This is a genomic window from Streptomyces sp. NPDC005784, from assembly GCF_042871525.1.
Classification (GTDB): domain Bacteria; phylum Actinomycetota; class Actinomycetes; order Streptomycetales; family Streptomycetaceae; genus Streptomyces.
Genome location: NZ_JBIAIQ010000002.1, coordinates 1 through 25,447, shown reverse-complemented (window position 1 = coordinate 25,447; position 25,447 = coordinate 1). Strand labels below are relative to the sequence as shown.

General features: G+C 71.2%; 21 protein-coding genes and 1 pseudogene. 12 read left to right on the top strand and 10 right to left on the bottom strand.

Going from position 1 to position 25,447, the window contains the following annotated elements; translation table 11 throughout:
• Positions 1-7 precede the first annotated feature (7 nt).
• From cseB to ACFYR3_RS03040, 4 genes are all read right to left on the bottom strand, one after another.
• Positions 8-715: a two-component system response regulator CseB gene (cseB, locus tag ACFYR3_RS03055; RefSeq protein ID WP_355842597.1), complete on the bottom strand. Its 708-nt coding sequence runs from the start codon at positions 713-715 to the stop codon at positions 8-10.
• Between the two features lie 19 nt (positions 716-734).
• On the bottom strand, positions 735-1,385 hold the full coding sequence (locus tag ACFYR3_RS03050) for a hypothetical protein (RefSeq protein WP_355842594.1): 651 nt from the start codon (positions 1,383-1,385) through the stop codon (positions 735-737).
• On the bottom strand, positions 1,373-1,912 hold the full coding sequence (locus ACFYR3_RS03045; protein ID WP_339130720.1) for a SigE family RNA polymerase sigma factor: 540 nt from the start codon (positions 1,910-1,912) through the stop codon (positions 1,373-1,375). The genes ACFYR3_RS03050 and ACFYR3_RS03045 overlap by 13 nt, the downstream gene beginning before the upstream one ends.
• A gap of 252 nt (positions 1,913-2,164) precedes the next feature.
• Positions 2,165-3,082 carry an A/G-specific adenine glycosylase gene (locus tag ACFYR3_RS03040; RefSeq protein ID WP_389281248.1) on the bottom strand — a complete coding sequence of 306 codons (918 nt, stop codon included), beginning with the start codon at positions 3,080-3,082 and terminating at the stop codon, positions 2,165-2,167.
• 192 nt (positions 3,083-3,274) lie between these two features.
• On the opposite strand from ACFYR3_RS03040, the gene ACFYR3_RS03035 reads away from it, so the two are divergent.
• Complete coding sequence (locus ACFYR3_RS03035) at positions 3,275-4,114, top strand: hypothetical protein (protein WP_389281246.1); 840 nt, start codon at positions 3,275-3,277, stop codon at positions 4,112-4,114.
• A gap of 88 nt (positions 4,115-4,202) precedes the next feature.
• Here ACFYR3_RS03035 and disA read toward each other — a convergent pair whose 3' ends face one another.
• On the bottom strand, positions 4,203-5,327 hold the full coding sequence (gene disA, locus ACFYR3_RS03030; protein WP_261704645.1) for a DNA integrity scanning diadenylate cyclase DisA: 1,125 nt from the start codon (positions 5,325-5,327) through the stop codon (positions 4,203-4,205).
• 68 nt (positions 5,328-5,395) lie between these two features.
• Entirely contained in the window at positions 5,396-6,805 is a 1,410-nt protein-coding gene (gene radA, locus ACFYR3_RS03025) for a DNA repair protein RadA (RefSeq protein ID WP_355842583.1), read from the bottom strand.
• 363 nt (positions 6,806-7,168) lie between these two features.
• Here radA and ACFYR3_RS03020 point away from each other — a divergent pair, with 363 nt between their 5' ends.
• Complete coding sequence (locus ACFYR3_RS03020; protein ID WP_389281243.1) at positions 7,169-8,968, top strand: hypothetical protein; 1,800 nt, start codon at positions 7,169-7,171, stop codon at positions 8,966-8,968.
• A 151-nt stretch (positions 8,969-9,119) separates the two neighbouring features.
• Here the strand turns inward: ACFYR3_RS03020 and ACFYR3_RS03015 are convergent, their stop codons facing one another.
• Positions 9,120-9,959: a hypothetical protein gene (locus ACFYR3_RS03015; RefSeq protein ID WP_356783956.1), complete on the bottom strand. Its 840-nt coding sequence runs from the start codon at positions 9,957-9,959 to the stop codon at positions 9,120-9,122.
• A gap of 125 nt (positions 9,960-10,084) precedes the next feature.
• Between ACFYR3_RS03015 and ACFYR3_RS03010 the strand changes: the two genes are divergently transcribed.
• From ACFYR3_RS03010 to ilvD, 4 genes are all read left to right on the top strand, one after another.
• Complete coding sequence (locus ACFYR3_RS03010) at positions 10,085-11,017, top strand: Ppx/GppA phosphatase family protein (RefSeq protein WP_355842574.1); 933 nt, start codon at positions 10,085-10,087, stop codon at positions 11,015-11,017.
• A gap of 637 nt (positions 11,018-11,654) precedes the next feature.
• The gene (locus ACFYR3_RS03005; protein WP_355842572.1) at positions 11,655-12,479 is read left to right on the top strand and encodes a sugar phosphate isomerase/epimerase; all 825 of its coding nucleotides are present in this window, start codon (positions 11,655-11,657) and stop codon (positions 12,477-12,479) included.
• Positions 12,476-13,093 (top strand): TetR family transcriptional regulator, encoded by a 618-nt coding sequence (locus tag ACFYR3_RS03000; protein WP_356783954.1) that lies wholly within the window; start codon positions 12,476-12,478, stop codon positions 13,091-13,093. The genes ACFYR3_RS03005 and ACFYR3_RS03000 overlap by 4 nt, the downstream gene beginning before the upstream one ends.
• A gap of 405 nt (positions 13,094-13,498) precedes the next feature.
• Complete coding sequence (gene ilvD, locus ACFYR3_RS02995; protein ID WP_355842566.1) at positions 13,499-15,352, top strand: dihydroxy-acid dehydratase; 1,854 nt, start codon at positions 13,499-13,501, stop codon at positions 15,350-15,352.
• A gap of 92 nt (positions 15,353-15,444) precedes the next feature.
• On the opposite strand, the gene ACFYR3_RS02990 is transcribed toward ilvD, so the two are convergent.
• A complete protein-coding gene (locus tag ACFYR3_RS02990; protein WP_389281240.1) occupies positions 15,445-17,622 on the bottom strand; it encodes a PQQ-binding-like beta-propeller repeat protein in 2,178 nt (725 codons plus the stop codon).
• A 134-nt stretch (positions 17,623-17,756) separates the two neighbouring features.
• On the opposite strand from ACFYR3_RS02990, the gene ACFYR3_RS02985 reads away from it, so the two are divergent.
• The 3 genes and pseudogenes from ACFYR3_RS02985 to ACFYR3_RS02975 all read left to right on the top strand — a co-directional run.
• A complete protein-coding gene (locus ACFYR3_RS02985; RefSeq protein WP_355842560.1) occupies positions 17,757-18,077 on the top strand; it encodes a peptidase in 321 nt (106 codons plus the stop codon).
• Between the two features lie 120 nt (positions 18,078-18,197).
• Positions 18,198-18,695, top strand: coding sequence for an EamA/RhaT family transporter (locus ACFYR3_RS02980; RefSeq protein ID WP_355842557.1), 498 nt, complete (start codon positions 18,198-18,200; stop codon positions 18,693-18,695).
• 238 nt (positions 18,696-18,933) lie between these two features.
• Positions 18,934-19,086: pseudogene (locus ACFYR3_RS02975) on the top strand (SAM-dependent methyltransferase); the annotation flags it as partial.
• A gap of 106 nt (positions 19,087-19,192) precedes the next feature.
• On the opposite strand, the gene ACFYR3_RS02970 reads toward ACFYR3_RS02975, so the two are convergent.
• On the bottom strand, positions 19,193-20,614 hold the full coding sequence (locus ACFYR3_RS02970) for a SulP family inorganic anion transporter (RefSeq protein WP_389281238.1): 1,422 nt from the start codon (positions 20,612-20,614) through the stop codon (positions 19,193-19,195).
• Positions 20,615-20,921: 307 nt separating this feature from the next.
• On the opposite strand from ACFYR3_RS02970, the gene ACFYR3_RS02965 reads away from it, so the two are divergent.
• The 3 genes from ACFYR3_RS02965 to proC all read left to right on the top strand — a co-directional run bounded on the left by ACFYR3_RS02965 (position 20,922) and on the right by proC (position 23,663).
• Positions 20,922-21,869 carry an ABC transporter ATP-binding protein gene (locus ACFYR3_RS02965; RefSeq protein ID WP_355842963.1) on the top strand — a complete coding sequence of 316 codons (948 nt, stop codon included), beginning with the start codon at positions 20,922-20,924 and terminating at the stop codon, positions 21,867-21,869.
• Positions 21,866-22,699 (top strand): ABC transporter permease, encoded by an 834-nt coding sequence (locus ACFYR3_RS02960; protein WP_389281236.1) that lies wholly within the window; start codon positions 21,866-21,868, stop codon positions 22,697-22,699. Before ACFYR3_RS02965 ends, ACFYR3_RS02960 begins: the two co-directional genes overlap by 4 nt.
• Before the next feature lie 154 nt (positions 22,700-22,853).
• On the top strand, positions 22,854-23,663 hold the full coding sequence (proC, locus tag ACFYR3_RS02955) for a pyrroline-5-carboxylate reductase (RefSeq protein WP_355842548.1): 810 nt from the start codon (positions 22,854-22,856) through the stop codon (positions 23,661-23,663).
• A 123-nt stretch (positions 23,664-23,786) separates the two neighbouring features.
• Here the strand turns inward: proC and trpS are convergent, their stop codons facing one another.
• Positions 23,787-24,791, bottom strand: coding sequence for a tryptophan--tRNA ligase (gene trpS / locus ACFYR3_RS02950; protein ID WP_355842545.1), 1,005 nt, complete (start codon positions 24,789-24,791; stop codon positions 23,787-23,789).
• Positions 24,792-25,447 lie beyond the last annotated feature (656 nt).

The window sequence follows — 25,447 nt, the reverse complement described above, 5'->3', positions numbered from 1 at the left end:
ACCGTGCTCAGGCCTTCAACTTGTAGCCGAAGCCGCGGACCGTCTCGATACGGTCCTGGCCGATCTTCGTACGCAGCCGCTGCACATGGACGTCGACCACACGGGTGTCCCCGCCCCAGCCGTAGTCCCACACACGTTCGAGCAGCTTGTCGCGGCTCAGCACCGTCCCGGGCGCGGACGAGAACTCCAGGAGCAGCCGCATCTCGGTGGGCGTCAGCGCCACCGGCGTACCGCTCCTGAGAACCTCCATGCCTTCGGTGTCGATCTCCAGATCACCGAACGCCAGCACCCCGCCGTCCACCGGCGCGGATCCTTCGGCCGTCGCGCCCGCGCCGCCGCTCGCGTGCCCGAAGCGGCGCAGCACCGCGCGGATACGGGCGACCAGCACGGCGCCGTCGAAGGGCTTGGTCACATAGTCGTCGGCGCCCGCCTCCAGGCCGAGCACGACGTCGATCGAGTCGGCGCGCGCGGACAGCATGATGACCGGCACGGTCGACTCGTCGCGGATACGACGGCACAGCGAGACGCCGTCGAGCCCGGGGACCATTACGTCCAGCAGGGCGATGTCGGGACGGTCGGCGCGGAACGCCTCCAGGCCCGAGAGCCCGTCGGGCATGGCCGTGACCGCGAAGCCGTCGCGCTCCAGGGCGAGTTGCGTGGCCTCGCGGATGACGTCGTCGTCCTCGACGAACAGGACGTGGGTCTGCTCTGCCATCCGGCTGCTCCGTCCCCTCTCAGTTCGCGTCGGGGTCGGGCGAACTCGTGCCGCCCACCGCGTTGCTGTAGTCGTTGTGGATCCGGGACTGCTCGGTGAAGCGCGTCGCGGACCAGCTGTAGGTGATCACTTCCTCGCTGGAGGGGTACGACACCGGGTCGCCCTTCTCGTACAGCTGCTGGGTGACCACCAGATCGCCCCGGTCGATCTCGGCGTAGACCGGCGGCTCCTCGGCCTTGAAGACATTCTGGTACCTGCCGTTCTGCTCGCGATAGACGTACGAGCCGACGCCGACGGCATCGGCACAGGTCATCACGTTGATCACGATGTCGTTCGAGGAGCCGCCGGTCAGGTCCCCGTACGACACGTCGACCGGGTACTCGTCGGCGACGCACGGCTTCAGGTCGCGCTTGACCGCCGCGCTGACCGCCGGGTCACCCTTGACGATCTTGACCGCGTCCACGCGCTTGGGTGCCTTGGAGGGCGACCCGGAGACGGCCGGCGTGATGCTGCCCTTGGCGACGGCGTCGCTGCCCGCCGGGCCCTCGTCGCGGGCGCCGGTGCCGCCGGTGGCGCACGCGGTCACGAAAAGGCCGAGGGCGGTGAGCCCGGCAGCCGCCGAACTCCCCGCCTTCAGGGCCGCTCTGGCCCCAACTCCTAGGCCGCGCAACGCTCCCGCTCCTCACGTTCGAGCGCGCGGGCGTCCAGGTCGCGGCTCTCCAGCTCCTCGCGGAGCCGCGCCAGCGCCCGGTGCAGCGTGCTCTTGACCGTTCCGGCCGACATACCGAGTGCGGCGGCCGTCTCTTCCGTGGACATCTGCTCCCAGTGTCGCAGCACCACGACACTGCGCTGCTTGGGTGCCAGCACCTTCATGATGTCCATCAGCAGCGCGCGGTCCGCGTGCTGCTCGGTGGCGTCCTCCACACACGCGTCCGGCAGCTGCTCGGTGGGCACCTCCTCGAGCTTGCGGGCCCGCCACCACTCGGTGCGCGTATTGATCATCACGCGGCGCAGGTAGGCGTCGGCGAGGCGCTTGTCCGCGATGCCCTCCCACCGGCCGTACGTCCGTACGAGCGCGGTCTGGAGCAGGTCCTGGGCGTCGACCGGGTCGGGGACCAGGCGGCGTGCACTGCGCAGCAGCGCGTCCTGCCGAGTGCGGACGTACTCCTCGAATTCGAGCACCTCGCCGTGCGCCATGATCAACCGCCTCCATCCCCGTTTCCGACCTGCCTGCTGCCGGTTGTCCGTTGCCCTGCGAACCGCCGCTCTCCCGCCGCTCGTTGCGGCCTTTCCTGCGGTACGGCACTGAAGCTACGGAGGGGTTGTCACGGGGTTGTCCGAGACAGCCTGCGGCCAGCACTCGGCTGTCCGTCGGTTGTGTAACGGTCGTGGGTGCGGGGTAAAGGGATGCGGTCGTACGTCCCGGTTGATCCGGTTTTGGTGTCGCCGCTATGTCAGGGGCAGCCGATACAGACCACCCGGGAGCGGCTCCACGAGTCCGTCGGCGACGAGTCCGTCGAGTGCCCGGCCCCGCTGGACGGGTTCGTCCCACACCCGGTCCAGCGCGGTCTGCGGAACCGGCACATGCGCCTCCCGCAGGACGGCCAGCAGCTTGCCGCGCACCTGGCGGTCCGTGCCCGCGTACGTCTGCCCCTTGCGCGGCGGTCCGTCGTGCTCCGGCTTGCCGGCCAGCCGCCACGCGCACTGCGCGGCGATCGGGCAGCGGTGACACGTCTCGTTCTTCGCCGTGCAGACCAGTGCGCCGAGCTCCATGGACGCCGCGGCCCAGCGCGACGCCGTGCTCTCGCTCTCGGGCAGCAGGGCGCGGGCGAGCCTGCGTTCGGCGGCGGTGGTGGCGTTCGGCGGGTACTGCACGCCGGTGACGGCGCGGGCGAAGACCCTGCGGACGTTGGTGTCCAGTACGGGATGCCGCTGGCCGTAGGCGAACGACGCGACCGCCGCGGCCGTGTACTCCCCGATGCCGGGCAGCGCCAGCAACTGCGCGTGCTCCGTCGGTACGTCGCCGCCGTGCCGCTCCATTATGGCCACGGCGGCGCCGTGCAGACGCAGTGCGCGGCGCGGGTAACCGAGCCGCCCCCAGGTCCGGACGGCTTCCCCGGGGGCGTCCTTCGCGAGATCGGCGGGGCGCGGCCAGCGGGCCAGCCACTGTTCGTACACGGGCAGGACGCGGTTGACCGGGGTCTGCTGGAGCATGAACTCGCTGACCATCACCGCCCAGGGACCGGCATCGGGATGCCGCCAGGGCAGATCGCGGGCGTGCTCGTCGAACCAGGCGATGACGGGGGTGTGGAGGTTCTCGCCGGGAGCGTTCCGGGTGGGCTCGGTGGGCTTGGTGGGTGCAGTCATGGCGATGTCGATCCTGCCATGCGGCGGTGAGGATGCGGGGACGACGCCGGGGGCGGGCGGTGGTGAAAGACCGCACCCGGCGGCCGTCGCGGCGCCGGGAGGGGTGCCCGCCGGGATGATGATCCGGAAAAGTTGGTACCAGGGCGGCGGGTGGGGCGAGCGGCGCGGCCGATCTCTCGTACAGTTTGCGCCGTGGGATCTCTGCGCAATCCGGTCGGGCCGCTCCCCTCCACCATTTACTGGCGTCGGAGGGCCGTTCTGCTGTCCGTAGTAGGGCTGTTGGGCCTGTTCACCGTCTGGGTGGTCGGCACCGGCGGCGGGGGCGGCAACAACAGTGCCGGCGGGTCGAACGGCAAGAACCCCGCGAGCTCGATCACGCCGGGCCCGTCCGGTTCGGGCCCCGCGATCAGCCAACACCCGGGCGGCCGCGACGAGTCGAGCGGCAGCGACGGCGGCACCGGCGGGAGCGGGAGCGACAGCGGCGGCGGGTCCGGCGGGGGTTCCGGCTCCGGTGACGGTTCAGGCGACGGCTCCACGGGCTCCGGCGCGAGTGCCGGCGGCGGCTCCGACGACGGGGCGAAGAACGGCGGCGGCGGATCGGCCGATCAGCTCCCGGCCGGTTCCACTCTCCCCAACTGCACCCCGGACAATGTGAAGTTGACGCTCAAGAGCGTGCACAACAGGTACGCCCCCGGTGAGCAGCCCGCGATCGATCTCATCGCCAAGAACACCTCGGGCAGCGACTGCAAGGTCGATCTCGGCCCGAAGAACACGGTCCTGACGATCACTCAGGCGGGCAGCGACAAGGACATCTGGGCCTCGGACGACTGCCCGAAGGACACCGCGGGCGTCCTCTACCGCGTGCCGGCCGGCAGCCAGGTCGTCTACACGGTGAAGTGGGACCGCAAGCCCGGCGCCCCCGAGTGCGCGACGCCGCCTGCGGGTTCGGCCCCCGCCGGCACCTACCTGGTCGAGGCGAAGGCCCCGGGCCTGACGAAGGCGCAGACGTCGTTCGTCCTGTCCAAGGACTGAGGGTCCGGGCCCTCGGCCCGGCCGGCCCCGATCCGAGGGGCCGCGGCGCGATGAGGCCCGAACCGGGGCCTCGACCGACTGGGAACCCCTAGACGTAGCGCTCCAGGATCGACGACTCCGCGAGACGGGACAGCCCCTCGCGGACGCTGCGCGCGCGTGCCTCGCCCACGCCGTCGACCGTCTGGAGGTCGTCCACGCTCGCGGCGAGGAGCTTCTGGAGCCCGCCGAAGTGCTCCACGAGCCGGTCGATGATCGCGCCGGGCAGGCGCGGCACCTTGGCCAGGAGGCGGAAGCCGCGCGGGGAGACCGCGGAGTCGAGCGCCTCGGGAGAGCCGGTGTAGCCCAACGCTTTTGCCACCGTGGAGAGTTCGAGGAGTTCGGCGTGGGCGAGCGCGTCCAGCTCGGAGAGCGCCTCGTCGACCGTGCGGGAGCGCTTGGCGGTCGGCTCGGGCACATAGTCCCGTACGACCAGCTCGCGGTCGGGCTCGACGCCGGCGATCAGCTCGTCGAGCTGAAGGGTCAGCAGACGGCCGTCCGTGCCCAGTTCGACGACGTACTCGGCGATCTCTGTGGCGATGCGGCGCACCATCTCCAGACGCTGCGCGACCGCGGAGACGTCCCGGACGGTGACCAGGTCCTCGATCTCCAGCGCCGACAGCGTTCCCGCGACCTCGTCCAGGCGGAGCTTGTAGCGCTCCAGAGTGGCGAGGGCCTGGTTGGCGCGCGAGAGGATCGCGGCGGAGTCCTCCAGGACACGGCGCTGACCGTCGACGTACAGCGCGATCAGACGCATCGACTGGGAGACCGAGACGATGGGGTAGCCGACCTGCTTGCTCACCCGGTCCGCGGTGCGGTGCCGCGTGCCCGTCTCTTCCGTCGGGATGGTCGGGTCGGGCACCAGCTGCACGCCCGCCCGGAGAATCTTGGTGATGTCCTTGTCGAGCACGATGCCGCCGTCGAGCTTGCACAGTTCACGCAGACGGGTCGCGGTGAACTCCACATCCAGGACGAACCCGCCCGTACACATCGCTTCGACGGTCTTGTCGGAGCCGAGCACGATGAGCCCGCCCGTGTTGCCGCGGAGGATCCGTTCAAGCCCGTCGCGCAGCGCCGTGCCGGGTGCCACGGCGCTCAGTGCGGCGCGCATCAGGCCATCGGCACCGGAGCTCCCACCGGACTTTCCGGGAGCTGCTGCCCGGTCGTTGGCTGCCACTGCACTCCTCCGGTCGAAGGTTTCCGGCCGCCCTCGGTTCGTACGGACGGGCGAGACCAGGGCAAAGTCTACCGGCGCTGCTCCTCGTCCCGTGGGGCCTCTCTGCGACGCGAGCGCGGAAGGACACTCAGCGCCGCGCCGATGTCGGCCACTTCCAGGACCTTCATACCGGCCGGGACCTTGCCCGGATCGGTCGGTACGAGAGCGTGGGTGAAGCCCAGACGGTGTGCTTCGGAGAGCCTGCGCTGGACGCCCGTGACCCGTCTGACCTCGCCCGCGAGCCCCACTTCGCCGATCGCCACGAGGTTCTTGGGCAGCGGGGTGTCACTGGCCGCGGACGCCAGGGCGAGCGCGATGGCGAGGTCCGCGGCGGGCTCGGAGAGCTTCACACCGCCGACCGTCGCCGAGTAGATGTCCCGCTTCCCGAGGGCGCTGATCTTGCCGCGCTGCTCCAGGACGGCGAGCATCATCGAGACGCGGGAGGTCTCCAGGCCGGATGTCGTACGGCGCGGGGAGGGGATCTGGGAGTCCACGGTGAGCGCCTGCACTTCGGCGACCAGCGGGCGGCGGCCTTCGAGGGTGACGGTGAGGCAGGTGCCGGGGACGGGTTCGGTCCGGCGCGTCAGGAAGAGCCCCGAGGGGTCGGTGAGGCCGGTGATGCCCTCGTCGTGCAGCTCGAAGCAGCCGACCTCGTCCGTCGTGCCGTAGCGGTTCTTGACCCCCCGGACGAGCCTCAGGCGCGCGTGCCGGTCGCCCTCGAAGGACAGGACGACGTCCACGAGGTGTTCGAGCAGCCGGGGTCCGGCGATCGCGCCGTCCTTGGTGACATGTCCCACAAGCAGCGTGGACATGCCGCGCTCCTTGGAGGCGCGGATGAGCGCGCCCGCGACCTCCCGGACCTGGGCCATGCCGCCGGGTGCGCCGTCGATCTCCGGGGAGGCGATCGTCTGGACGGAGTCCAGGATGAGCAGGGACGGCTTCACCGCGTCCAAGTGGCCGAGGACGGCCGCCAGATCGGTCTCCGCGGCGAGATAGAGGTGGTCGTCGATCGCCTTGATGCGGTCCGCGCGGAGCCGCACCTGGCTGGCCGACTCCTCGCCCGTCACATACAAGGTGCGGTGTTCGTCGCTCGCGGACTTGGCCGCCACGTCCAGCAGGAGGGTGGACTTGCCGACGCCCGGCTCGCCCGCGACGAGGACGACCGCCCCGGGCACGAGACCGCCGCCGAGGACACGGTCCAGCTCGGGCACGCCGGTGCTGCGGGCGGTGGCCTGACGGCCGTCGACCTGTCCGATGGGCACCGCGGAGGTGGTGACCCGTCCCGGTGCCGTCGTGCGGACAGCGGGCGTGCCGTACTCCTCGACCGTCCCCCATGCCTGGCATTCGGGGCAGCGGCCGAGCCACTTGGCCGTCTGCCAGCCGCACTCGGTGCAGCGGTAGGACGGACGGTCCTTCGCGGTTTTCGTACGGGCAGCCATGACCGAACCGTAGCCGGAGCCACTGACAACCCGGCACGCGCCGGTACGGCCCCGCCCGGGGCCGCCGCCCCGGGCGGGGTTCCGAGCCGATGTGTCCCGTGCCCTGAGTCGTGGGGCCACGGGCCTCCGAACCCTCCGGGGCCCTTGGCGCGAGCCCCCGTGCCCCGTTCCCACCCCCGCGGGACCGGGCCCCGCGCGGAGCCCCCGCCGACCCGTCTGCCATGGACCGCCATCGCCATCTGTGACGGCTCAGGCCAGAGGTCGGGGGTTCCTGTCCTCTTATGAGGGATCGTTTCACCCGTACGGATTAAATGTGCTCAAGGGGGAGGAAGGGGCTGCCTCCGGGCACCTACGGTCGCACGGGTGACGAGCAGCAGTCCGGAGACCTCCATGCACACCACCGGCGCACACCGGGCGCACGGAGCCGCGCGCAAGCGGGCGGCCGCGCCCCGTGGCGCGACCCCGCGCACCCTGGTCCAGCGTCCCCCCGCGCGTTACGAGCCCTACCTGGACGGCCTGTTCACCTATTGCCTGTCCGTGCTGTGCGACCACGACGCGGCCACCGCCGCCCTGGGGGACGCCCTCGCGCTGGCCGAGCGGCGTGGCCCGCGCGGCCCGGAGTCCGCAGGCGACCGCAGGGCCTGGCTCTACGCGCTCGCCCGCTGGTCCTGCCTGCGCAGGCTCACCGAAGCGCGGCGCAGGCGGCAGGCGGCACACGCCTCAGGGCGGCACACACCCCACAGGAGCGACCCCCTGGGTGCCGCCAGGGGCCCCCACGAAGAGGCCGCCCTCAAGGGAGTGCACAAGGCCGCCGCCGACCGGCGCGCTGCCGAGGCGCTGAGCGCCGCTCCCGTGGCCCAGGAGGTCCAGGACGACCGCCGGCGCGAACTCGCCCAGCTGGCCTGGCCGGAGGCCGCCGGAACCACCCCGGAGCAGCGAGAGGCGCTCGAACTCGCCGTGCGCCACCAGCTCGCCGCCCACGAGGTCGCCGCCGTCCTCGGCATGGACCTCGCCACGGCGCGCGAGCTGCTCGCCTCCGCCGCCTGCGAGGTCGAACGCACCCGCGCGGCCCTCGCCGTCGTGGAGACCGGCGCCTGTCCCAGCGTCGCCCGGCTCACCGGCGACAGCCGGCTCGTGCTGAGCACCACCCTGCGCGGCGAGCTGGTCCGGCACGTCGACGACTGCCCCCGCTGCCGCCGCACCGCCGAGCGCGCGGTCCCCGGCGCCTGGCCGGGCACCAGCGTCACGCCCGCGGCGCTTCCCGTGCTGGAGGCCCCGCACGCGGCCCTGCGCGTCGCGATGGCGCACACCCCACGCGCGCGGGGCAGCGCTCCGCGCTTCGACCGGCGCGGCTTTCCGATGGACCCCAAGGACCACGCCGCCCGAAGGGACCGCCTTCGCGCGCGTGCCGTCACGACGACGATCGTCGCCACCGTCGTCGCCGCACCCGTGCTCGCCCTCTGGGCGGCGTACCGGGGCGCACCGCTGACCGGCGAGGGCGTGGACGGCCGCCCGGCCAGCACGAGCGAGGCCCAGGACCCCGAGGGTCTGGACGGCGGGCAGGCGGGCGGCTACGAGAACGCCGGGAACGCCAGCGCGGGACCCGGCTCCCGCTTCACCAAGGGCAGTGGCTCGCCGGACGTCTCCGTGGAGGTCGTCAGCGCCCGCGGAAGCACTCCGGGGCACCTGTCGGTGGCCGCCGGAACCAGCGGCGACACGACCCTGGTCACGCTGACCGCGTCCGGCAGTTCGCCGGTCCGCTGGTCCGCGCGCACGGGCGCGTCATGGCTCTACCTCAGCCAGTCCTCGGGAACGCTCGAACCGGGCGATTCGTTGACGATCAAGGTGTACGTCGATCACCTTCGCGAGCCGGTGGGCCACTGGACCGCGCGGGTGGCGATCGCCCCGGCGGGCGCGGTGGTCACCATCGCGGGGTACGGGAAGGCGGGCTCGCCCCGGCCCGGCGGCCACCCCGACCCCACCGCGACCGGCCCGAGCCCCTCAGGACCGGGCTCCACCGCGACCCCGACCGCGACCCCGACCAGCCCGGACCCGTCCCCGACCGACCCGACGCCGACACCCACGGCCACCGACTCGTCCTCCTCGGACCCGGGCGACTCGTCGCCACCGCCGAGCGACGGCGACGACCCGGGCACCTCGTAGGAACCGAGCCACTCGCCGTACGACCGGGATAGGAACCCAGCCCACTGGAGCCGCGGGATGGCGCCAGTCCACCGGAGCCGCGGGATGCGGACTCAGTCCACCGGATCCGTAGGAGGCGAACCCAGTCCACCGGACCCGCGGTATTGCGGACTCAGTCCACCGGATCCGCGGGATGGGGTGCCAGCAGCGGAAGCTGCGAGGCCAGCCGCTCCTCACAGAGCTGGACCAGACGGTCGTACCCCGCCTTGCCCATCAGCTCGATCAGCTCCGGACGGTACGAGACGTACACCGGGTCGCCGGCGCCGTGTGCCGAGGTCGCCGACGTGCACCACCAGTGCAGGTCGTGGCCGCCCGGTCCCCAGCCGCGCCGGTCGTACTCGCCGATGGAGACCTGGAGCACCCGGGTGTCGTCCGGCCGGTCGATCCACTCGTACGTACGACGTACGGGCAGCTGCCAGCAGACGTCCGGCTTGGTCTCCAGCGGCTCGCGCCCCTCCTTGATGGCCAGGATGTGCAGCGAGCAGCCCGCGCCACCGGCGAAGCCGGGACGGTTCTGGAAGATGCAGGAGCCTTCGTACGGGCGGGTCTGGCGGTCGCCGTCCTCGTCCTTGGACACCCAGCCCGTCTCCACCCCCACGTCATGGTTCTGCCAGATGTCCGGCGTGAGCCGGGCCACGTGCCCGGCCACCCGCTTCTCGTCGTCCTCGTCGGAGAAGTGGGCCCCCAGCGTGCAGCAGCCGTCGTCGGCGCGACCCGCCTGGATGCCCTGGCAGCCGCTCCCGAAGATGCAGTTCCAGCGAGAGGTCAGCCAGGTCAGATCGCACCGGAAGACCTGCTCGTCATCGGCCGGATCAGGGAACTCCACCCACGCGCGAGCGAAGTCGAGCCCCTTCTCGTCGCTTTTCTGCACGGACTTCTTGGACTTGGTGGCCTTCGCCTGCGGAGATCCCGTGGCTGATTTGTCGGGCTTCGCCTTTTTCGTCTTTGGCACGGGTCCAGGGTAAGTCGCTTCCGCCCGCTCCGGGGACGCCCCGGCGGCTGCCCGGAGATCACCGTTCGACGTGGGCTTTCGCCCCGCCCCTCGTGAATCGCGGTGTGGGCAGTAGCGTTCCGTACATGAGACTCGGTGTCCTCGACGTGGGATCGAACACGGTGCATCTGCTGGTGGTGGACGCCCACCCCGGCGCCCGGCCACTGCCCGCCCACTCGCACAAGGCCGATTTGCGGCTTGCCCAACTGCTCGACGAGAGCGGGGCGATCGGCCCCGAAGGCGTCGACAAGCTGATCGAGACGGTCCAGGACGCCCTGGAGGCCGCCGAGGACAAGGGTGTCGAGGCCCTGCTGCCGTTCGCGACGTCGGCCGTGCGCGAGGCCAGCAACGCCGACGAGGTTCTCGCCCGGGTGCAGGCCGAGACCGATGTAGAGCTGCAGGTTCTCACCGGCGCGGAAGAGGCCCGGCTCACCTTCCTGGCGGCCCGCCGCTGGTTCGGCTGGTCGGCGGGCAAGCTGCTCGTCCTCGACATCGGCGGCGGCTCCCTGGAGATCGCGTACGGCATGGACGAGGAGCCGGACGCGGCGGTGTCGCTGCCGCTCGGCGCCGGCCGGCTGACCGCGGGCTGGCTGCCCACCGACCCGGTGGACCCGGCGGCCGTGCGGGCGCTGCGCCGGCATGTGCGGGCCCAGATCGCCCGGACGGTCGGAGAGTTCAGCCGCTTCGGCGCCCCCGACCACGTGGTCGCGACCTCCAAGACGTTCAAGCAGCTCGCTCGGCTCGCCGGTGCCGCACGCTCCACCGACGGCCTGTACGTCCAGCGCGAGCTCAAGCGCCGTTCCCTGGAGGACTGGGTTCCCCGCCTCACGTCCATGACGGCCGACGAAAGGGCCGAGCTGCCGGGCGTCTCCCCGGGCCGCTCCAGCCAACTCCTCGCCGGCGCCCTGGTCGCCGAGGCCGCCATGGACCTCTTCGGCGTGGAGACCCTGGAGATCTGCCCCTGGGCCCTCCGCGAGGGCGTCATCCTGCGCCGCCTGGACCAGATGGCCTCGGAGTAACCCAAAACGGAACCCGCCGCAGCCACCCGATCCGGCGGTGACGGTGTAACGGGCCCCGGGGGAAGGTGCCGCAAGGGGACGCGGGGAACGGCGCGACAAGCCTCCTGCGGCGGTCAGCCGCGCGACGGCGGCTTCGCCCACGGCGGGTGGGCAGCCGATCCGGCGGTGACGGTGTAACGGGCCCCGGGGGAAGGTGCCGCAAGGGGGCGCGGGGAACGGCGCGACAAGCCCCCTATGGCGGTCAGCCGCGCGACGGCGGCCTCGCCCACGGCGAGTGGGCAGCCTCCCCCACGGCAAGTGGGCACCCGAGCCCGGCGGCAAGTGGGCACCCGCCCCGGGTGTGGGCACCCGCCCGGGACCGTGGCGTCGATCACGTGGGCGCTCCGGCGCGCGGCCGTGGAGCCGATCACCGGAGCGTCCCGGCAGGGCCCCGCACCCTTCGGGCCGACGGCCCGCCGCACCCCGGCCCGGAAGCTCGAACACCCCCAGGTCGGAGGCCCGTCCACCACCCGCCCGCAGGGCCGGTCCGCCCCCGGGCCGGAGCCCAACCCACCCTCGCCGGGGGCCCACAGGAGCCTCCCGGCCAAGCTCGCCGCCCCTCGCCCAACCGCCGGAGGCACCCCGTACGCTGTCCCTCGTGGCAGAACCAGTGGTGCGCATCCCGGATGCGAAGGTCGCCCTGTCCACGGCCTCCGTGTACCCGGAGTCGACCGCGACGGCCTTCGAGATCGCCGCGCGCCTCGGGTACGACGGCGTCGAGGTCATGGTGTGGACCGATCCCGTCAGCCAGGACATCGACGCGCTGCGCCGCCTCAGCGACTACCACCGGATCCCGATCCTCGCCGTTCACGCCCCCTGTCTGCTGATCACCCAGCGGGTCTGGTCCACCGACCCGTGGATCAAGCTTCAGCGTGCCAGGGCCGCCGCCGAGAAGCTCGGCGCGAGCACCGTCGTGGTCCATCCCCCGTTCCGCTGGCAGCGCCAGTACTCCCGTGACTTCGTCACCGGGATCTGGCGCATGGCCGACGAGACGGACGTGCGATTCGCCGTCGAGAACATGTACCCGTGGCGCTACCGCGACCGCGAGATGCTCGCGTACGCCCCCGACTGGGACGTGACGAAGGACGACTACCGGCACTTCACGATCGACCTCAGCCACACCGCGACCGCCCGCACCGACGCCCTGCAGATGATCGACCGCATGGGCGACCGCCTCGGACACGTCCACCTCGCCGACGGCAACGGTTCCAACAAGGACGAGCACCTGGTCCCGGGCCGCGGCACCCAGCCCTGCGCCGAACTCCTGGACCGGCTCGCGCTGTCCGGCTTCGACGGCCATGTCGTCATCGAGGTCAACACCCGCCGCGCGATGTCCAGTGCCGAACGCGAGGCCGACCTCGCGGAGGCCCTCGCCTTCACCCGGCTCCACCTCGCCTCCGCCGTGAAGGTGCCCCGCGGATGACGGACGCCGCCCCCCGCCGCGGCCGGGGACGCCCCACCCGTACGCAGACGGAGGCGGGCCCCACCACCCGCGACCGCATCCTGGAGGCGGCCCGCGAGGAGTTCTCCGAGCGCGGGTACGAGAAGACGTCGATCCGCGGCATCGCCAGGTCCGCCGACGTGGACTCGGCCCTCGTGCACCACTACTTCGGCACCAAGGAACAGGTCTTCGAGGCGGCCGTCGAGGGAGCCATGGCCCCCGCGCTCGGCGCCCCCGACACGATCGTCGAGGGCCCTCTCGACGGCGTCGGGGAACGCCTGACCCGCTTCTTCCTCGGCGTCTGGGAGAACCCCACGAGCCGTACCCCGCTGCTCGCGATCGTCCGCTCGGCGGTGAACAACGACACCGCGGCCGCCGTCTTCCGCCGCCTCGTCGCAGCCCAGCTGCTGCGCCGCGTCGCGGGTCGGCTCGACGTCCCGGACGCGGAGCTGCGCGTGGAGCTGGCGGCGGCCCAGCTGGTCGGGGTCGCGATGCTGCGCCATGTGATCAAGGTCGAGCCGCTGGCCTCCGTGGACCTGGAACGCATCGTGGCCAGGGTGGCGCCGGTGGTGCAGGGACACCTGACGAACCCATGAGGACACCGGACGAACCGCGCGATGCGGACGCCTGACGAACCCCATGAGGACACCCGACGAACCGATGCGGACACCTGACGAACCCATGAGGACACCCGACGAACCGATGCGGACACCTGACGAACCCATGAGGACACCGGGCGAACCGATGAGGCATCCGCCGAACCAAGAGGCATCCGGCGAGCCCATCCGGACACCTGGCGAACTCATGAGCGAGCGGACCCGTCGCCGAGCTCGTTCCGCCGCGGCAGGACACCGCTGACATGCGCGTATGCCGTGCGAAGGCGGCCGCTGGTCGAGACGTACGTTCCGAGATGCGGACGGCCTGTCCGGATCCTGGAGCACCGGCGTACGCTCGACTTCAGTCATAACCCTCCTCATGCCTCCCCGAAGGAGCGAGCGACGATGCCCGAGCTGAGGTCCCGCACAGTCACCCACGGCCGCAATATGGCGGGCGCACGCGCCCTGATGCGCGCCTCCGGTGTACCGGGCGCGGACATCGGACGGAAGCCGATCATCGCGGTCGCCAACTCCTTCACGGAGTTCGTGCCCGGTCACACCCACCTCCAGCCGGTCGGCCGGATCGTCAGCGAGGCCATCACGGCGGCCGGCGGCATCGCCCGCGAGTTCAACACGATCGCGGTCGACGACGGCATCGCGATGGGCCACGGCGGCATGCTGTACTCCCTGCCGTCCCGCGACCTGATCGCGGACTCGGTGGAGTACATGGTCGAGGCGCACTGCGCCGACGCCCTGATCTGCATCTCGAACTGCGACAAGATCACGCCCGGCATGCTCATGGCCGCCCTGCGCCTGAACATCCCGACGGTGTTCGTCTCCGGCGGCCCCATGGAGTCCGGCCGCGCCACCCTGGTCGACGGCACGGTCCGCACGCTCGACCTGGTCGACGCGATCTCCGACGCCGTGAACGACAAGATCTCGGACGAGGACATCCTCCGTATCGAGGAGAACGCCTGTCCGACCTGTGGCTCCTGCTCCGGCATGTTCACCGCCAACTCGATGAACTGCCTGACCGAGGCCATCGGCCTGAGCCTGCCCGGCAACGGTTCGGTCCTCGCCACCCACACCGCCCGCAAGGGCCTGTACGAGGACGCGGGCCGCACGGTCGTCGACATCACGCGCCGCTACTACGACCAGGACGACGAGTCGGTCCTGCCGCGCAACATCGCCACCCACGCGGCCTTCGAGAACGCCATGGCCCTCGACATCGCCATGGGCGGCTCCACCAACACGATCCTGCACCTGCTGGCCGCCGCCCAGGAGGCGGGCGTCCCCTTCGGTCTGGACGAGATCAACGCGGTCTCGCGCCGGGTGCCGTGCCTCGCCAAGGTCGCCCCGAACGTCGCCAAGGACCGCACGTACTACATGGAGGACGTGCACCGCGCCGGCGGCATCCCCGCCCTCCTCGGCGAACTGCACCGCGCGGGCCTGCTCGACGAGAACGTCCACTCCGTCCACAGCCCGTCCCTGTCGGACTGGCTGAAGACGTGGGACGTGCGGGCCGGCTCCCCGTCCCCCGAGGCGATCGAACTGTGGCACGCGGCCCCCGGCTGCGTCCGCTCGTCCGAGGCCTTCTCCCAGTCCGAGCGCTGGGAGGCCCTGGACGAGGACGCCGAGGGCGGTTGCATCCGCTCCGCCGAGCACGCCTACTCCAAGGACGGCGGCCTCGCGGTCCTCAAGGGCAACCTGGCCGTCGACGGCTGCGTCGTGAAGACGGCCGGCGTCGACGAGTCCATCTGGACCTTCGAGGGCCCGGCGGTCGTCTGCGAGTCCCAGGACGAGGCGGTCGACAAGATCCTCCGCAAGGAGATCACCCACGGCGACGTCGTCGTCATCCGCTACGAGGGCCCCAAGGGCGGCCCCGGTATGCAGGAGATGCTCTACCCGACCTCGTTCCTCAAGGGCCGCGGCCTCGGCAAGACCTGCGCCCTGATCACCGACGGCCGCTTCTCCGGCGGGACTTCGGGCCTGTCGATCGGCCACGCGTCCCCCGAGGCCGCGTCCGGCGGCACGATCGCCCTCGTCCGGGACGGCGACCGCATCCGCATCGACATCCCGAACCGCTCGGTCGAACTGCTCGTGTCCGACGAGGAGTTGGCCACCCGCCGCGACGCCCTGAACGGCGTCTACGCCCCCGTGAACCGCGAGCGCAAGGTCTCCGCCGCCCTTCGCGCGTACGCCGCGATGGCGACGAGCGCGGACAAGGGCGCGGTGCGGGACGTCTCGAAGCTGGGCTAGCCGTAAAGGCTGGAAAGCCTGTGAAGCCGTAAAGGGGCCGCTCCTGCCGGGGCGGCCCCTTCGCGCTGTCACCAGGCCGATCATCAGGCCGATCACCAGGCCGAGGGATCCCGCCCGTCGACCGCGAAGAGGGAGCCGTCGGGGGCGGCGGCGTAGATGTGGTTGCCGGCGGCGAGGGGGGCGGGGAGCACGCTGATGAGCGATCCCCGGTCGCTTTCCAGCCGCACCTTTGTCTGCCCGAGCAGCGTGCCTCGATCCGTGTCGACTGCGACGAGCCGCCCGTCCGCCGCGGTGAGGTAGAGCCGATGACCGGCCACTGCGGGAGCCGACGCCCTGCTGACGGACGTCTCCGCCCGCCACAGCTGCTCCGACGTCCGGGTGTTCACGGCGACCAGCGAACCGTCGCTTCCCAGCAGATACGCGGTGTCCCCACGTACGACCACCTGCGCCTGCGCCTGCGGGATGCGCAGAGTGGTGCGCTGAATCCTGCGGTTCGCCACGTCGTAGCGCAGGACCGAGTCCGTGTACTGGTCGACGGTGGTCGAGGTGAACCAGACCGTTCCCTCTCGGGCGGCCACGAGGCTCAGCGCTCCGTCCATGTGCCGCTGCCAGGTCGTGGCACCGGTCGTCGGGTCCACCGCGGTCACCCGGGTCTCGGTCCCGCTCCCGGTCTCGGAGGGCGTCGAGACCACGTAGGCGACCCCGTCCCCGTACGACTGGAACTGGGGGACGGCCAGCCCTGGAATCACGTGACGCCACTTCTCCTCGCCGGTCGCCGCGTCCAGCGCGGTGACCTTGGAGTCGGGGCCGGTGAGCAGGACGACACCGCCGACGGAGGTGACCCGGCCGTCGTAGTGCGCGACATCGCGACTCCAGCGAGTCGTGCCAGTGGCGGGATCCAGGGCGGTCAGCCGATGCCCGCTCCGGCTGCCGACCAGCAGGAGCCCCCCGGAGAGGACCGGCGCCGGAGTGGAGTAGGTATTCCCGTTCCCTGTTTCGCTCCGGGACCACAGCACCTTGCCGTCGTCCGGATCGATCGCGGCGGCCAGGACGCCGGGCCGGACGCACAGCAGGGCTTGAGCCGCGTACGTGCACCGGGGCTGGCCGTCGGCCCGGGCGCCGGAGGCCCGCAGGTCGAGTTGCCACGGCTGAAAGGCGCTCTTGGACGGCCGGGCCGTGTGCTGTTCCGCAACGGGGCTCTGCGATCCGCCGAGGAGGCCGAAGGCGCCGACGGCACCGCCGGCGACGGCGAGCCCGGCGACCGCGATGACGGCGGGCAGCCGTCGGCTCCGCCCGCCCCTTTTCCGGGCAGCCACATGGGTGCGGTCTTCGGCGCCCTCGGGACGCTCATGCCTCGGGCGGGGGGCCACTTCGTGCGCGGGTGGCGCCGACTCCCCTTTCCCGGTGCGCTGTTCGGGAATGAAGGCCCGGGTGTCGTAAGAGGCCGAGACCGAGCGCAGGGCGGTCATCAGCTCGTCCGGGGTGGGCCGGTCCTCGGGTTCCTTGGCGAGACAGCGCGCGACGAGGCCGACCATGTCCTCCGGCACACCCGTCAAGTCCGGTTCGTCATGGACGACTTGATAGGCGACGAGATACGGGCTGTCCGAGTCGAACGGCCCGCTCCCGGTGGCCGCGTGCACGATCACCGAACCCAGGGCGAACACATCGGCGGCCGGCCCGACATGCCGTGGCCTGCTGAACTGTTCCGGCGCCATGAACGGCGGAGTGCCGATCAACTTGCCGGTCTCCGTACGCAGTTCACTGTCGGCGGGGCGGGAGATGCCGAAGTCGATGACTTTCGGCCCGTCCTCCGCCAGCAGGACGTTGCTGGGCTTGAGGTCACGGTGGACGACCCCGGCCCGGTGGATGTCCCGCAGGGCCTCGGCGAGTCCGGCCATCAGATGACGCAGCCGGGCCGAGGACAGCGCGCCGTTCCGCTTCACATGCTCGGAGAGCGTCGGTCCGGGGATGAACAGGGTTGCCATCCAAGGGCGTTCGGCCTCGGGATCGGCGTCCACCACGGGCGCGGTGAAGGCACCGCTGACCCGCCGGGCGGCCGCGACCTCCTGACGGAACCGCCCCCGGAACTCGGGGTCTTGAGAGAACTCGGCATGCACGACCTTGACGGCCAGCCGCAACCCGGAGGCGGACCGCGCCAGATGCACGATTCCCATGCCACCGGAGCCGAGTCTCGCCTCCAGCAGGTACTGCCCGGCATAGCGCGGATGTTCCGCTTCCGAGTCCGTACCGGTGCTGCGCTGTGGCGGCATCACTCACCCCCGTGGGTTCGACCGCATGCGCGACGCGCAGAGCCTAGTCGATCCTTCGTACGAAACCTCGACGGCTTGCTAGCCTCGGCGCGCAGCATATTTTTGGCGTGAACCAATCAACGGGGGAGATTGACATGGCCGTGGAAGACATTGCCATCACAGATTCGACGGAGGCGGCGGAAGCGGAGCCGTTGTCGGCCGAGGCGCTCCGCACCTACCCGCTCGCACCGGGCCACAACGTCAACGTCCGCAGCGGTCCGGGCACTCATTTCAGCATCGTCCGCACCCTGCCGGCGGGCTCGCGTGTCCCGATCTACTGCCAGTGCTCGGGAGAGTCCGTCGCCGGCCCCTACGGCACGAGCAAGATCTGGGACAACATCTCCAACGGCCAGTTCGTGGCGGACGCATACGTACAGACGGGCAGCGACGGCTACGTCGCCCCCGCGTGTTCCTGACCGACGCCCCAGCTCAAGGGCACCCGCGGCGGACGACGGGGCTGTGACCGGAGCGATAGCCGACGGGGCTGTGACCGGAGCGATAGCCGACGGAGCCGGGACCGGAGCGATAATCGTCGCGTGAGCGACGAGACCAGCACCGGAACCGGCACCCCCGCGGGGCCCCGGCCCGAGCCCCTGCAATTCTTCGGGACGACCTGGGTGGAGCACGACGGCGGCTACACCGGCCGCCGGATCGGCGTGGCCGTCGGATCCCTCGCCGCCGCCGTGGCCGCCTGCTTCGTGCTTCGCTTCGCCTACCAGGGCCTGGCCATCGCGGACGTGGGGACGCCCGTGACCGTGCTGGTCGTGGTGATGTTCGCGGTGTGCAGCGCCCTCGCGTTCCGGCACACCTCGGACGCCTTCACCAAGCGCCCCGACCCCGACCGCCAGGCATCCCTGCGTGGTCTGCTCGCCATCGGTTTCGTCGGCTCCCTCCTCGCCTACTGCTTCCGCTCCCTGACCGAGGCCCCGGGCGAGAAGCTCCACCGCGAGGAGTACGAGACGGCGAAGAAGCAGTACACCCGCCGCACCACGCGCCGCGCCGGCAACCCCTCGAAGAAGGGACGTCGCTCCTGACTCCGTCCGGGTCCCGCACCCGCGGATCAGCCCGCGACGCGATACGGCCGGTCTGCCGTCCGGGTCCCGCGCCCGGGGACGAGCCCGCGACGCGTCACGACCTGGCAGGGAGACCCGACCGGTCTGGGGGACACGACCGGTCAGGGGGCCACACCCCTCGGCGCCGGAGCCGGTATGGACCGGGGAGGGGGAAAAGGGGGTCTACCTCAGCCCCCGCACCACCCCCGACCATGAACCCGTGCCTCTCTCCCGCTCCGCCGCCTCCCAGCACGCCGCACGGGCCCACTCCTTCAACTCGGCCGCGGCGCAGTACGCCGCGAACCGTCCGTCGTATCCGCCCGCCCTCTTCGACGCCGTCGAAGCCCTCGCTGCCCGCCCCCTGACGAGCGCCAGCACTCGCAGTTCCTGGTCCTCGGCGAGGAGGCCACCGGAGCGTTCTTCGCCGAGGAACGGAACCACCTCCTCCAGGCGTTCCCGGAAGGGTTCGTGGAGGAGACCTATGTCGTCGAGCTGCTGGTGGCGGTCCGCTCGTGATCCCGCTCGGCGGCCCACGCCTCCAGGGCCGCCGCACACGCGTGATCGACGTGCCGCAACCCGCCCAACTCCAGCCGTACGTCACGGTCGTGGGGCAACGCCTCCAAGGCGTCCAGCAGCTTCGGCAGCCGAAGGAACGTGGCGTTGCCGACCACTCGTACGACCATCCCCGCGTCGCCCCGGTCCTCGGTCTCCACGTGCACATGACTGATGTCCCAGGCGGTCTTGGCCACCGCGAGCGCGAGTCCGACCAGCACCCCCTCGAACAGGTTCCCGACCACGATCGCCACCGCGGTCACCGCCAGCACGACCACCTCACCGCGATGCCCGCGCCACAGCGTCCGCACCTCCCGTACCGGCATGAGCTTGCACCCCGCGTGCACCAGCAGCCCCGCGAGCGCCGCCACCGGAATCAACCCGAGCACCGCGGGCACCACGGCCGTGAAGAGCAGCAGCCACACCCCGTGCAGCACCCGCGACACCTTGGTCTGTGCCCCGGCCTGCACGTTCGCCGCGCTCCGCACGATCACTGCGGTCATCGGCAGCGCCCCGAGCATCCCGCACACGGCGTTCCCGGCGCCCTGCGCGATGAGCTCGCGGTCGTAGTCGGTACGCGGCCCCCGATGCAGCCGGTCCACCGCCGCCGCACTGAACAACGACTCCGCCGAAGCGATCAGTGCGAACGCCAGGACCGTCCCGATCACGCCCACTTCCGTGAGCCGGCCCAGATCCGTGACGGACGGCGGCCGCACGGCGTCGAACAGCCCCCGTACCTCGACCCGTCGCACCGGCAGATCGAACGCCCCGGTCACGGCCGAGGCGAGCGCCACCGCCAGCAGTGGCGCCGGCACCACCCGCGCTCCCCGTCGCCAGCGCGGCCACAGCAGGAGTACGGCCACGGTGGCGCCGCCGATCGCCACAGCCGGCGGATCCGCGTCAGCGGCCAGCAAGACGAGCCCGGCGATCTTCCCGAGCCCGCCGGAGGGCGCGGCCACGTCGCCCATGGCGTACACCTGGCCCGCGATCAGCACGAGCCCGATGCCGGCGAGCATCCCCTGCACGACGGCCACGGACACGGCCCGGAACCACCGCCCGAGCCGTAGAACCCCGAGTCCGAGCTGCACCAGCCCGGCCCCGAGCACCAGCACGCCCAGCGCCCGGACCCCGTACGACTGCACAGCCTCGTACACCAGCACGGTCAGCCCGGCCGCGGGCCCGCTCACCTGAAGGCTGCTGCCGGGCAGCATCCCGGCGACCAGCCCACCCACGATTCCGGTCATCAGCCCCAGTTCGGCCGGCACACCGGACGCTATGGCGACCCCGACACACAGGGGCAGCGCCACCAGAAAGACGACGAGGGACGCGAACAGATCGGCTTTGCGCATCACGACAGCACCTCCGGTCGACAGCGGGAGATGCGTGGGTGCCGTGCCGGGGGAGGGCACGGCGGAGCGTGCGACACGGCACGGAGTCGTATCGCACATTGAAATCCATTGTCAGGTAAGCCAGTTGATCGCGCAGCCCCTCCGAGCCACCGTCACGCGAATGCGGGAGCGCATCGTTCGACGGCACGCGGACGCTCCCGTTCCGTTCGCGCCGACGCGCGCCTGCGCCACCCGATGCTCCGCTCGTCGGACCGGGGCGCCACGGCTCTTGACCGGCGCACCTCACGAGAGGAATATTCATCGAGTGATGATTATTCGTCCGCGTCCGCCCGACCCCTCAGGAACACCCGTGCCCCTTTCCCCGCCCGCCGTCCGCGCCGAAGGCCTCACCGTCGTCCGCGGCACCCGCACCGTCCTGCACGGACTCGACTTCACCGTCCCGCGCGGCCAGATCACCGGCCTGCTCGGTCCCTCCGGCTGCGGGAAATCCACCCTGATGCGCGCGACCGTCGGCACCCAGGCCAAGGTCAGCGGCACCCTCGAAGTCCTCGGCCTTCCCGCCGGCGATGCCGCACTGCGTTCCCGTATCGGTTACGTCACCCAGGCGCCCTCGGTCTACGACGACCTGACCGTCCGCCAGAACCTCGACTACTTCGCCGCGATCCTCGACCCGGGCCGGGCCGCATCCGAACGCCGCCACGCCGATGTCATCCGGGCCATCGCCGACGTCGACCTCGCCTCCCACGCCGACTCCCTCGCCGGCAACCTCTCGGGCGGCCAGCGCAGCCGCGTCTCCCTCGCCGTCGCCCTCCTAGGGACCCCGGAACTCCTCGTCCTCGACGAACCGACCGTCGGCCTCGACCCGGTCCTGCGCCGCGACCTGTGGAACCTCTTCCACGCCATCGCGGAGCAGCGCGGCACGACCCTCCTGATCTCCTCCCACGTCATGGACGAGGCAGAGCGCTGCCACCGGCTCCTCCTGATGCGCGAGGGCGGGATCCTCGCCGACGACACCCCCGACGCCCTCCGCGAACGGACCGGCTCGGACACCGTCGAAGCCGCCTTCCTCCACCTCGTGGACGAGGCGGTGGCGGCCGCACACCAGCCCGCGACGACCACCCCCACCTCACCGCCGGAACCCGCCACCCCCGAACCCCCGGCCCCGGATTCCCCCGGCCCGTCCTCGGAGCCCCCGGCCACCGGCGCCGACCCCGACCCCGCCGGCGCCCCGCCCCGCGAGGAGACCGCACGATGAGTTCCACGGCACCCACGAGCCCCACTGCGCCCACCGCACCCGCGAGCCCCGGCCTCTCCGGGCAGCCGGCACCGGCGTCACGCCCGAGCGCGCTCAACCTCTCCCGCACGACGGCCACCGCGGCCCGTGCCCTGCGTCAGCTGCGGCACGACCCGCGCACCATCGCGCTGATGATCCTCGTCCCCTGTGTGATGCTGGTTCTGCTCCGCTATGTCTTCGACGGCAGCCCCCACACCTTCGACTCCATCGGCGCGTCCCTCCTCGGGATCTTCCCGCTGATCACGATGTTCCTGGTGACCTCGATCGCGACCCTGCGCGAGCGCACCTCCGGCACCCTCGAACGCCTCCTCGCCATGCCCCTGGGCAAGGGCGACCTGATCGCCGGCTACGCCCTCGCGTTCGGCGCGCTCGCCATCATCCAGTCGGCGCTGGCCACCGGACTCGCGGTCTGGGTCCTCGGCCTGGACGTCACGGGCTCCCCCTGGCTCCTCCTGCTCGTCGCCCTCCTCGACGCTCTCCTCGGAACGGCCCTCGGCCTCTTCGTGTCGGCGTTCGCCGCCTCCGAGTTCCAGGCCGTCCAGTTCATGCCGGCGGTGATCTTCCCGCAGCTTCTCCTCTGCGGCCTGTTCACCCCGCGCTCCAACATGCACCCCGTCCTGGAGGCCATCTCCGACGTCCTCCCGATGTCGTACGCGGTCGACGCCATGAACGAGGTCCTCGAGCACACCGACATGACGGCGACCTTCGTACGCGACGTACTGATCGTCGCCGGGAGCGCGCTGCTGGTCCTGGGGCTCGGAGCGGCGACCCTGCGACGCAGGACGCCGTAGGCCCCGCGACGGGGCGGACGGGCCGGTCCGCCCGCCCCGGCCCGCCGGGACCGAGGGCGGCGTGCCGTCCGCCCACCGGACATCCGACCCGTCCTCATGACCCCGGTGGGAGGATGAACGCGGACGACTCAACCCTCGGAGGGCACCCGCAACCATGCCTCAGAAAGTCGCAGTCCTCGGCACCGGCAAGATCGGTGAAGCCCTGCTCAGCGGAATGATCCGAGCCGGCTGGGCCCCCACCGATCTCCTGGTCACCGCCCGCCGACCGGAGCGGGCCAAGGAACTCCAGGAACGCCACGGAGTCACCCCGGTCAGCAACGCGGAAGCGGCGAAGACCGCCGACACCCTGATTCTGACCGTCAAGCCCCAGGACATGGGCTCCCTCCTCGACGAACTCGCCCCGCACATCCCCGCCGACCGCCTGATCATCAGCGGCGCGGCAGGTATCCCGACCTCCTTCTTCGAGGAGCGGCTGGCCGCCGGCACTCCGGTCGTCCGTGTCATGACGAACACCCCTGCCCTCGTCGACGAGGCGATGTCCGTCATCTCCGCGGGCAGTCACGCCACCTCCGAGCACGTGGCGTACGCCGAGGAGATCTTCGGCGCCGTCGGCAAGACCCTGCTCGTCCCGGAGTCGCAGCAGGACGCCTGCACCGCGCTCTCCGGTTCGGGACCGGCGTACTTCTTCTACCTGGTCGAGGCCATGACGGACGCGGGCATCCTGCTCGGCCTGCCCCGCGACAAGGCGCACGACCTGATCGTCCAGTCCGCGATCGGCGCCGCCGTGATGCTCCGCGACAGCGGGGAGCACCCCGTGAAGCTCCGCGAGAACGTCACGTCTCCCGCGGGCACCACGATCAACGCCATCCGCGAACTCGAGAACCACGGCGTACGCGCGGCACTCATCGCCGCACTGGAAGCGGCCCGCGACCGCAGCCGCGAACTCGCCTCCGGCAACAGCTGACCCGCCCCTGCCCCGGCCGGCCCTCGGCACCGAGCCACCCCTGGACCGAGCCGAGGCGCCCCCGGCGCCGACCACTCCGGCGGCGAGGGCCGACCGTCGCCGAGGACGACCATCAGTCCTCAGTCATCCAGCCGCGGGCGGCAGCAACCCGATCGCCTCGTAGGCCGCGTCCACCCGGGGCCGCGCCATCCCTCTGGCCCTCTCGGCACCGTCCCGCAACACCCCCTCCACATAAGCGGGATCCGTGCACAGCCGTTTGTGCCTTTCCTGCACGGGCCTGAGGAGTTCGACCACGGCGTCGGCGGTGTCCTTCTTCAAAGCGCCGTACGACTCGTATGCACCCGCCAGGGCTTCGGGGTCCCCTCCCTCGCACGCCGCGAGGATCTCCAGCAGATTCGAGACCCCGGGCCGCTCCTCCGGGTCGTACTCGACGTCCTGCCCGCTGTCCGTCACCGCGCGCATGATCTTCTTCCGCACGGCATCCGGCTCGTCGAGCAAATAGACGACGCCCGGTCCGACGTCGTCGCTCTTCCCCATCTTCGACGTCGGCTCCTGCAGATTCATGACCCGCGCCGCGACCTCGGGACGGGTCGCGCGAGGCACCACGAACGTATGGCCGTACCGCTGGTTGAACCGCACCGCCAGATCCCGGGTCAACTCGACGTGCTGCGTCTGGTCGTCCCCGACCGGCACCTCGTCGCTTCCGTACGCCAGGATGTCGGCCGCCATCAGCACGGGATACGTCAGCAATGACAGCCGCACGCTCCCACCGCGCTTCCGTTCCAACGCGGCCTTCTCCTTGTACTGGACCATCCGCCGCATCTCCCCGTCGGTCGCGACGCACTCCAGCAGATAGGAAAGCCGGGCGTGTTCGTCCACATGACTCTGTACGAACACCGTGCACTGCTCGGGATCGAGCCCCGAGGCCAGCAACAACGTCGCCGCCTGCCTGCTGAGCCTGCGGACCCGCCCCGGATCGTGGTCCACGGTCAGCGCGTGCAGATCGACGATGCAGAACAGGGCTTCGGCCCGGTGCTGATCGACGGCGGCCCAGCGGCGTACGGCTCCCAGATAGTTCCCCAGCGTCAGATGCCCGGTCGGCTTGACCCCACTGAAGATCCGCGTCATCTCTCCACCTCCTGGTCGAGGCCGCCGCGCCCACCGGCCGGCTCCCGGGAGGGAGACACAAAAACGGCCGCCGAGGGCGGCGGCCGTTGGGTACATACGTGTGTACGGCCGCCGTCAGGCGGCCCACCACAGCTGGGTGCACGTATGGGTAGTCATGGAGTCACCGTACGCCTCGAGGGGCCCGTCCGGAGCGGAGTTGACACGACTCCTGCCCGTACGTAGTGTTCTCCGAGTTGTCCGACGTGAGCGTCGACTCCGGTCGGTCCCCGGACAGCCATTCCGCACCACCATTCAACGATCGACGACTCGTCGTCGGCTCGTTTTCATGCGTGTTTGCGAAATGAGGATTCCGCGTTCGAAAGGGCGCCACCCCGATTAGCTCGGGAGCCAGGAATCCGCTAATGTCTCACTCGTCGGAACGGCCCAACAGCCGTGAAGACAAGCCCTGCTGACTGGGAGTCAGGCCCGAAAGGATCTGATAGAGTCGGAGCCGCTGGAAAGGGAAACGCGAAAGCAAATCACCTGGAAAGCACCGAGGAAATCGGGCCCGAAAGGACCTGGTAGAGTCGGACTCGCCGGAAAGGGAAACGCGGAAGCGGGAACCTGGAAAGCACCGAGGAAATCGGATACGGAAACGGTCTGATAGAGTCGGAAAC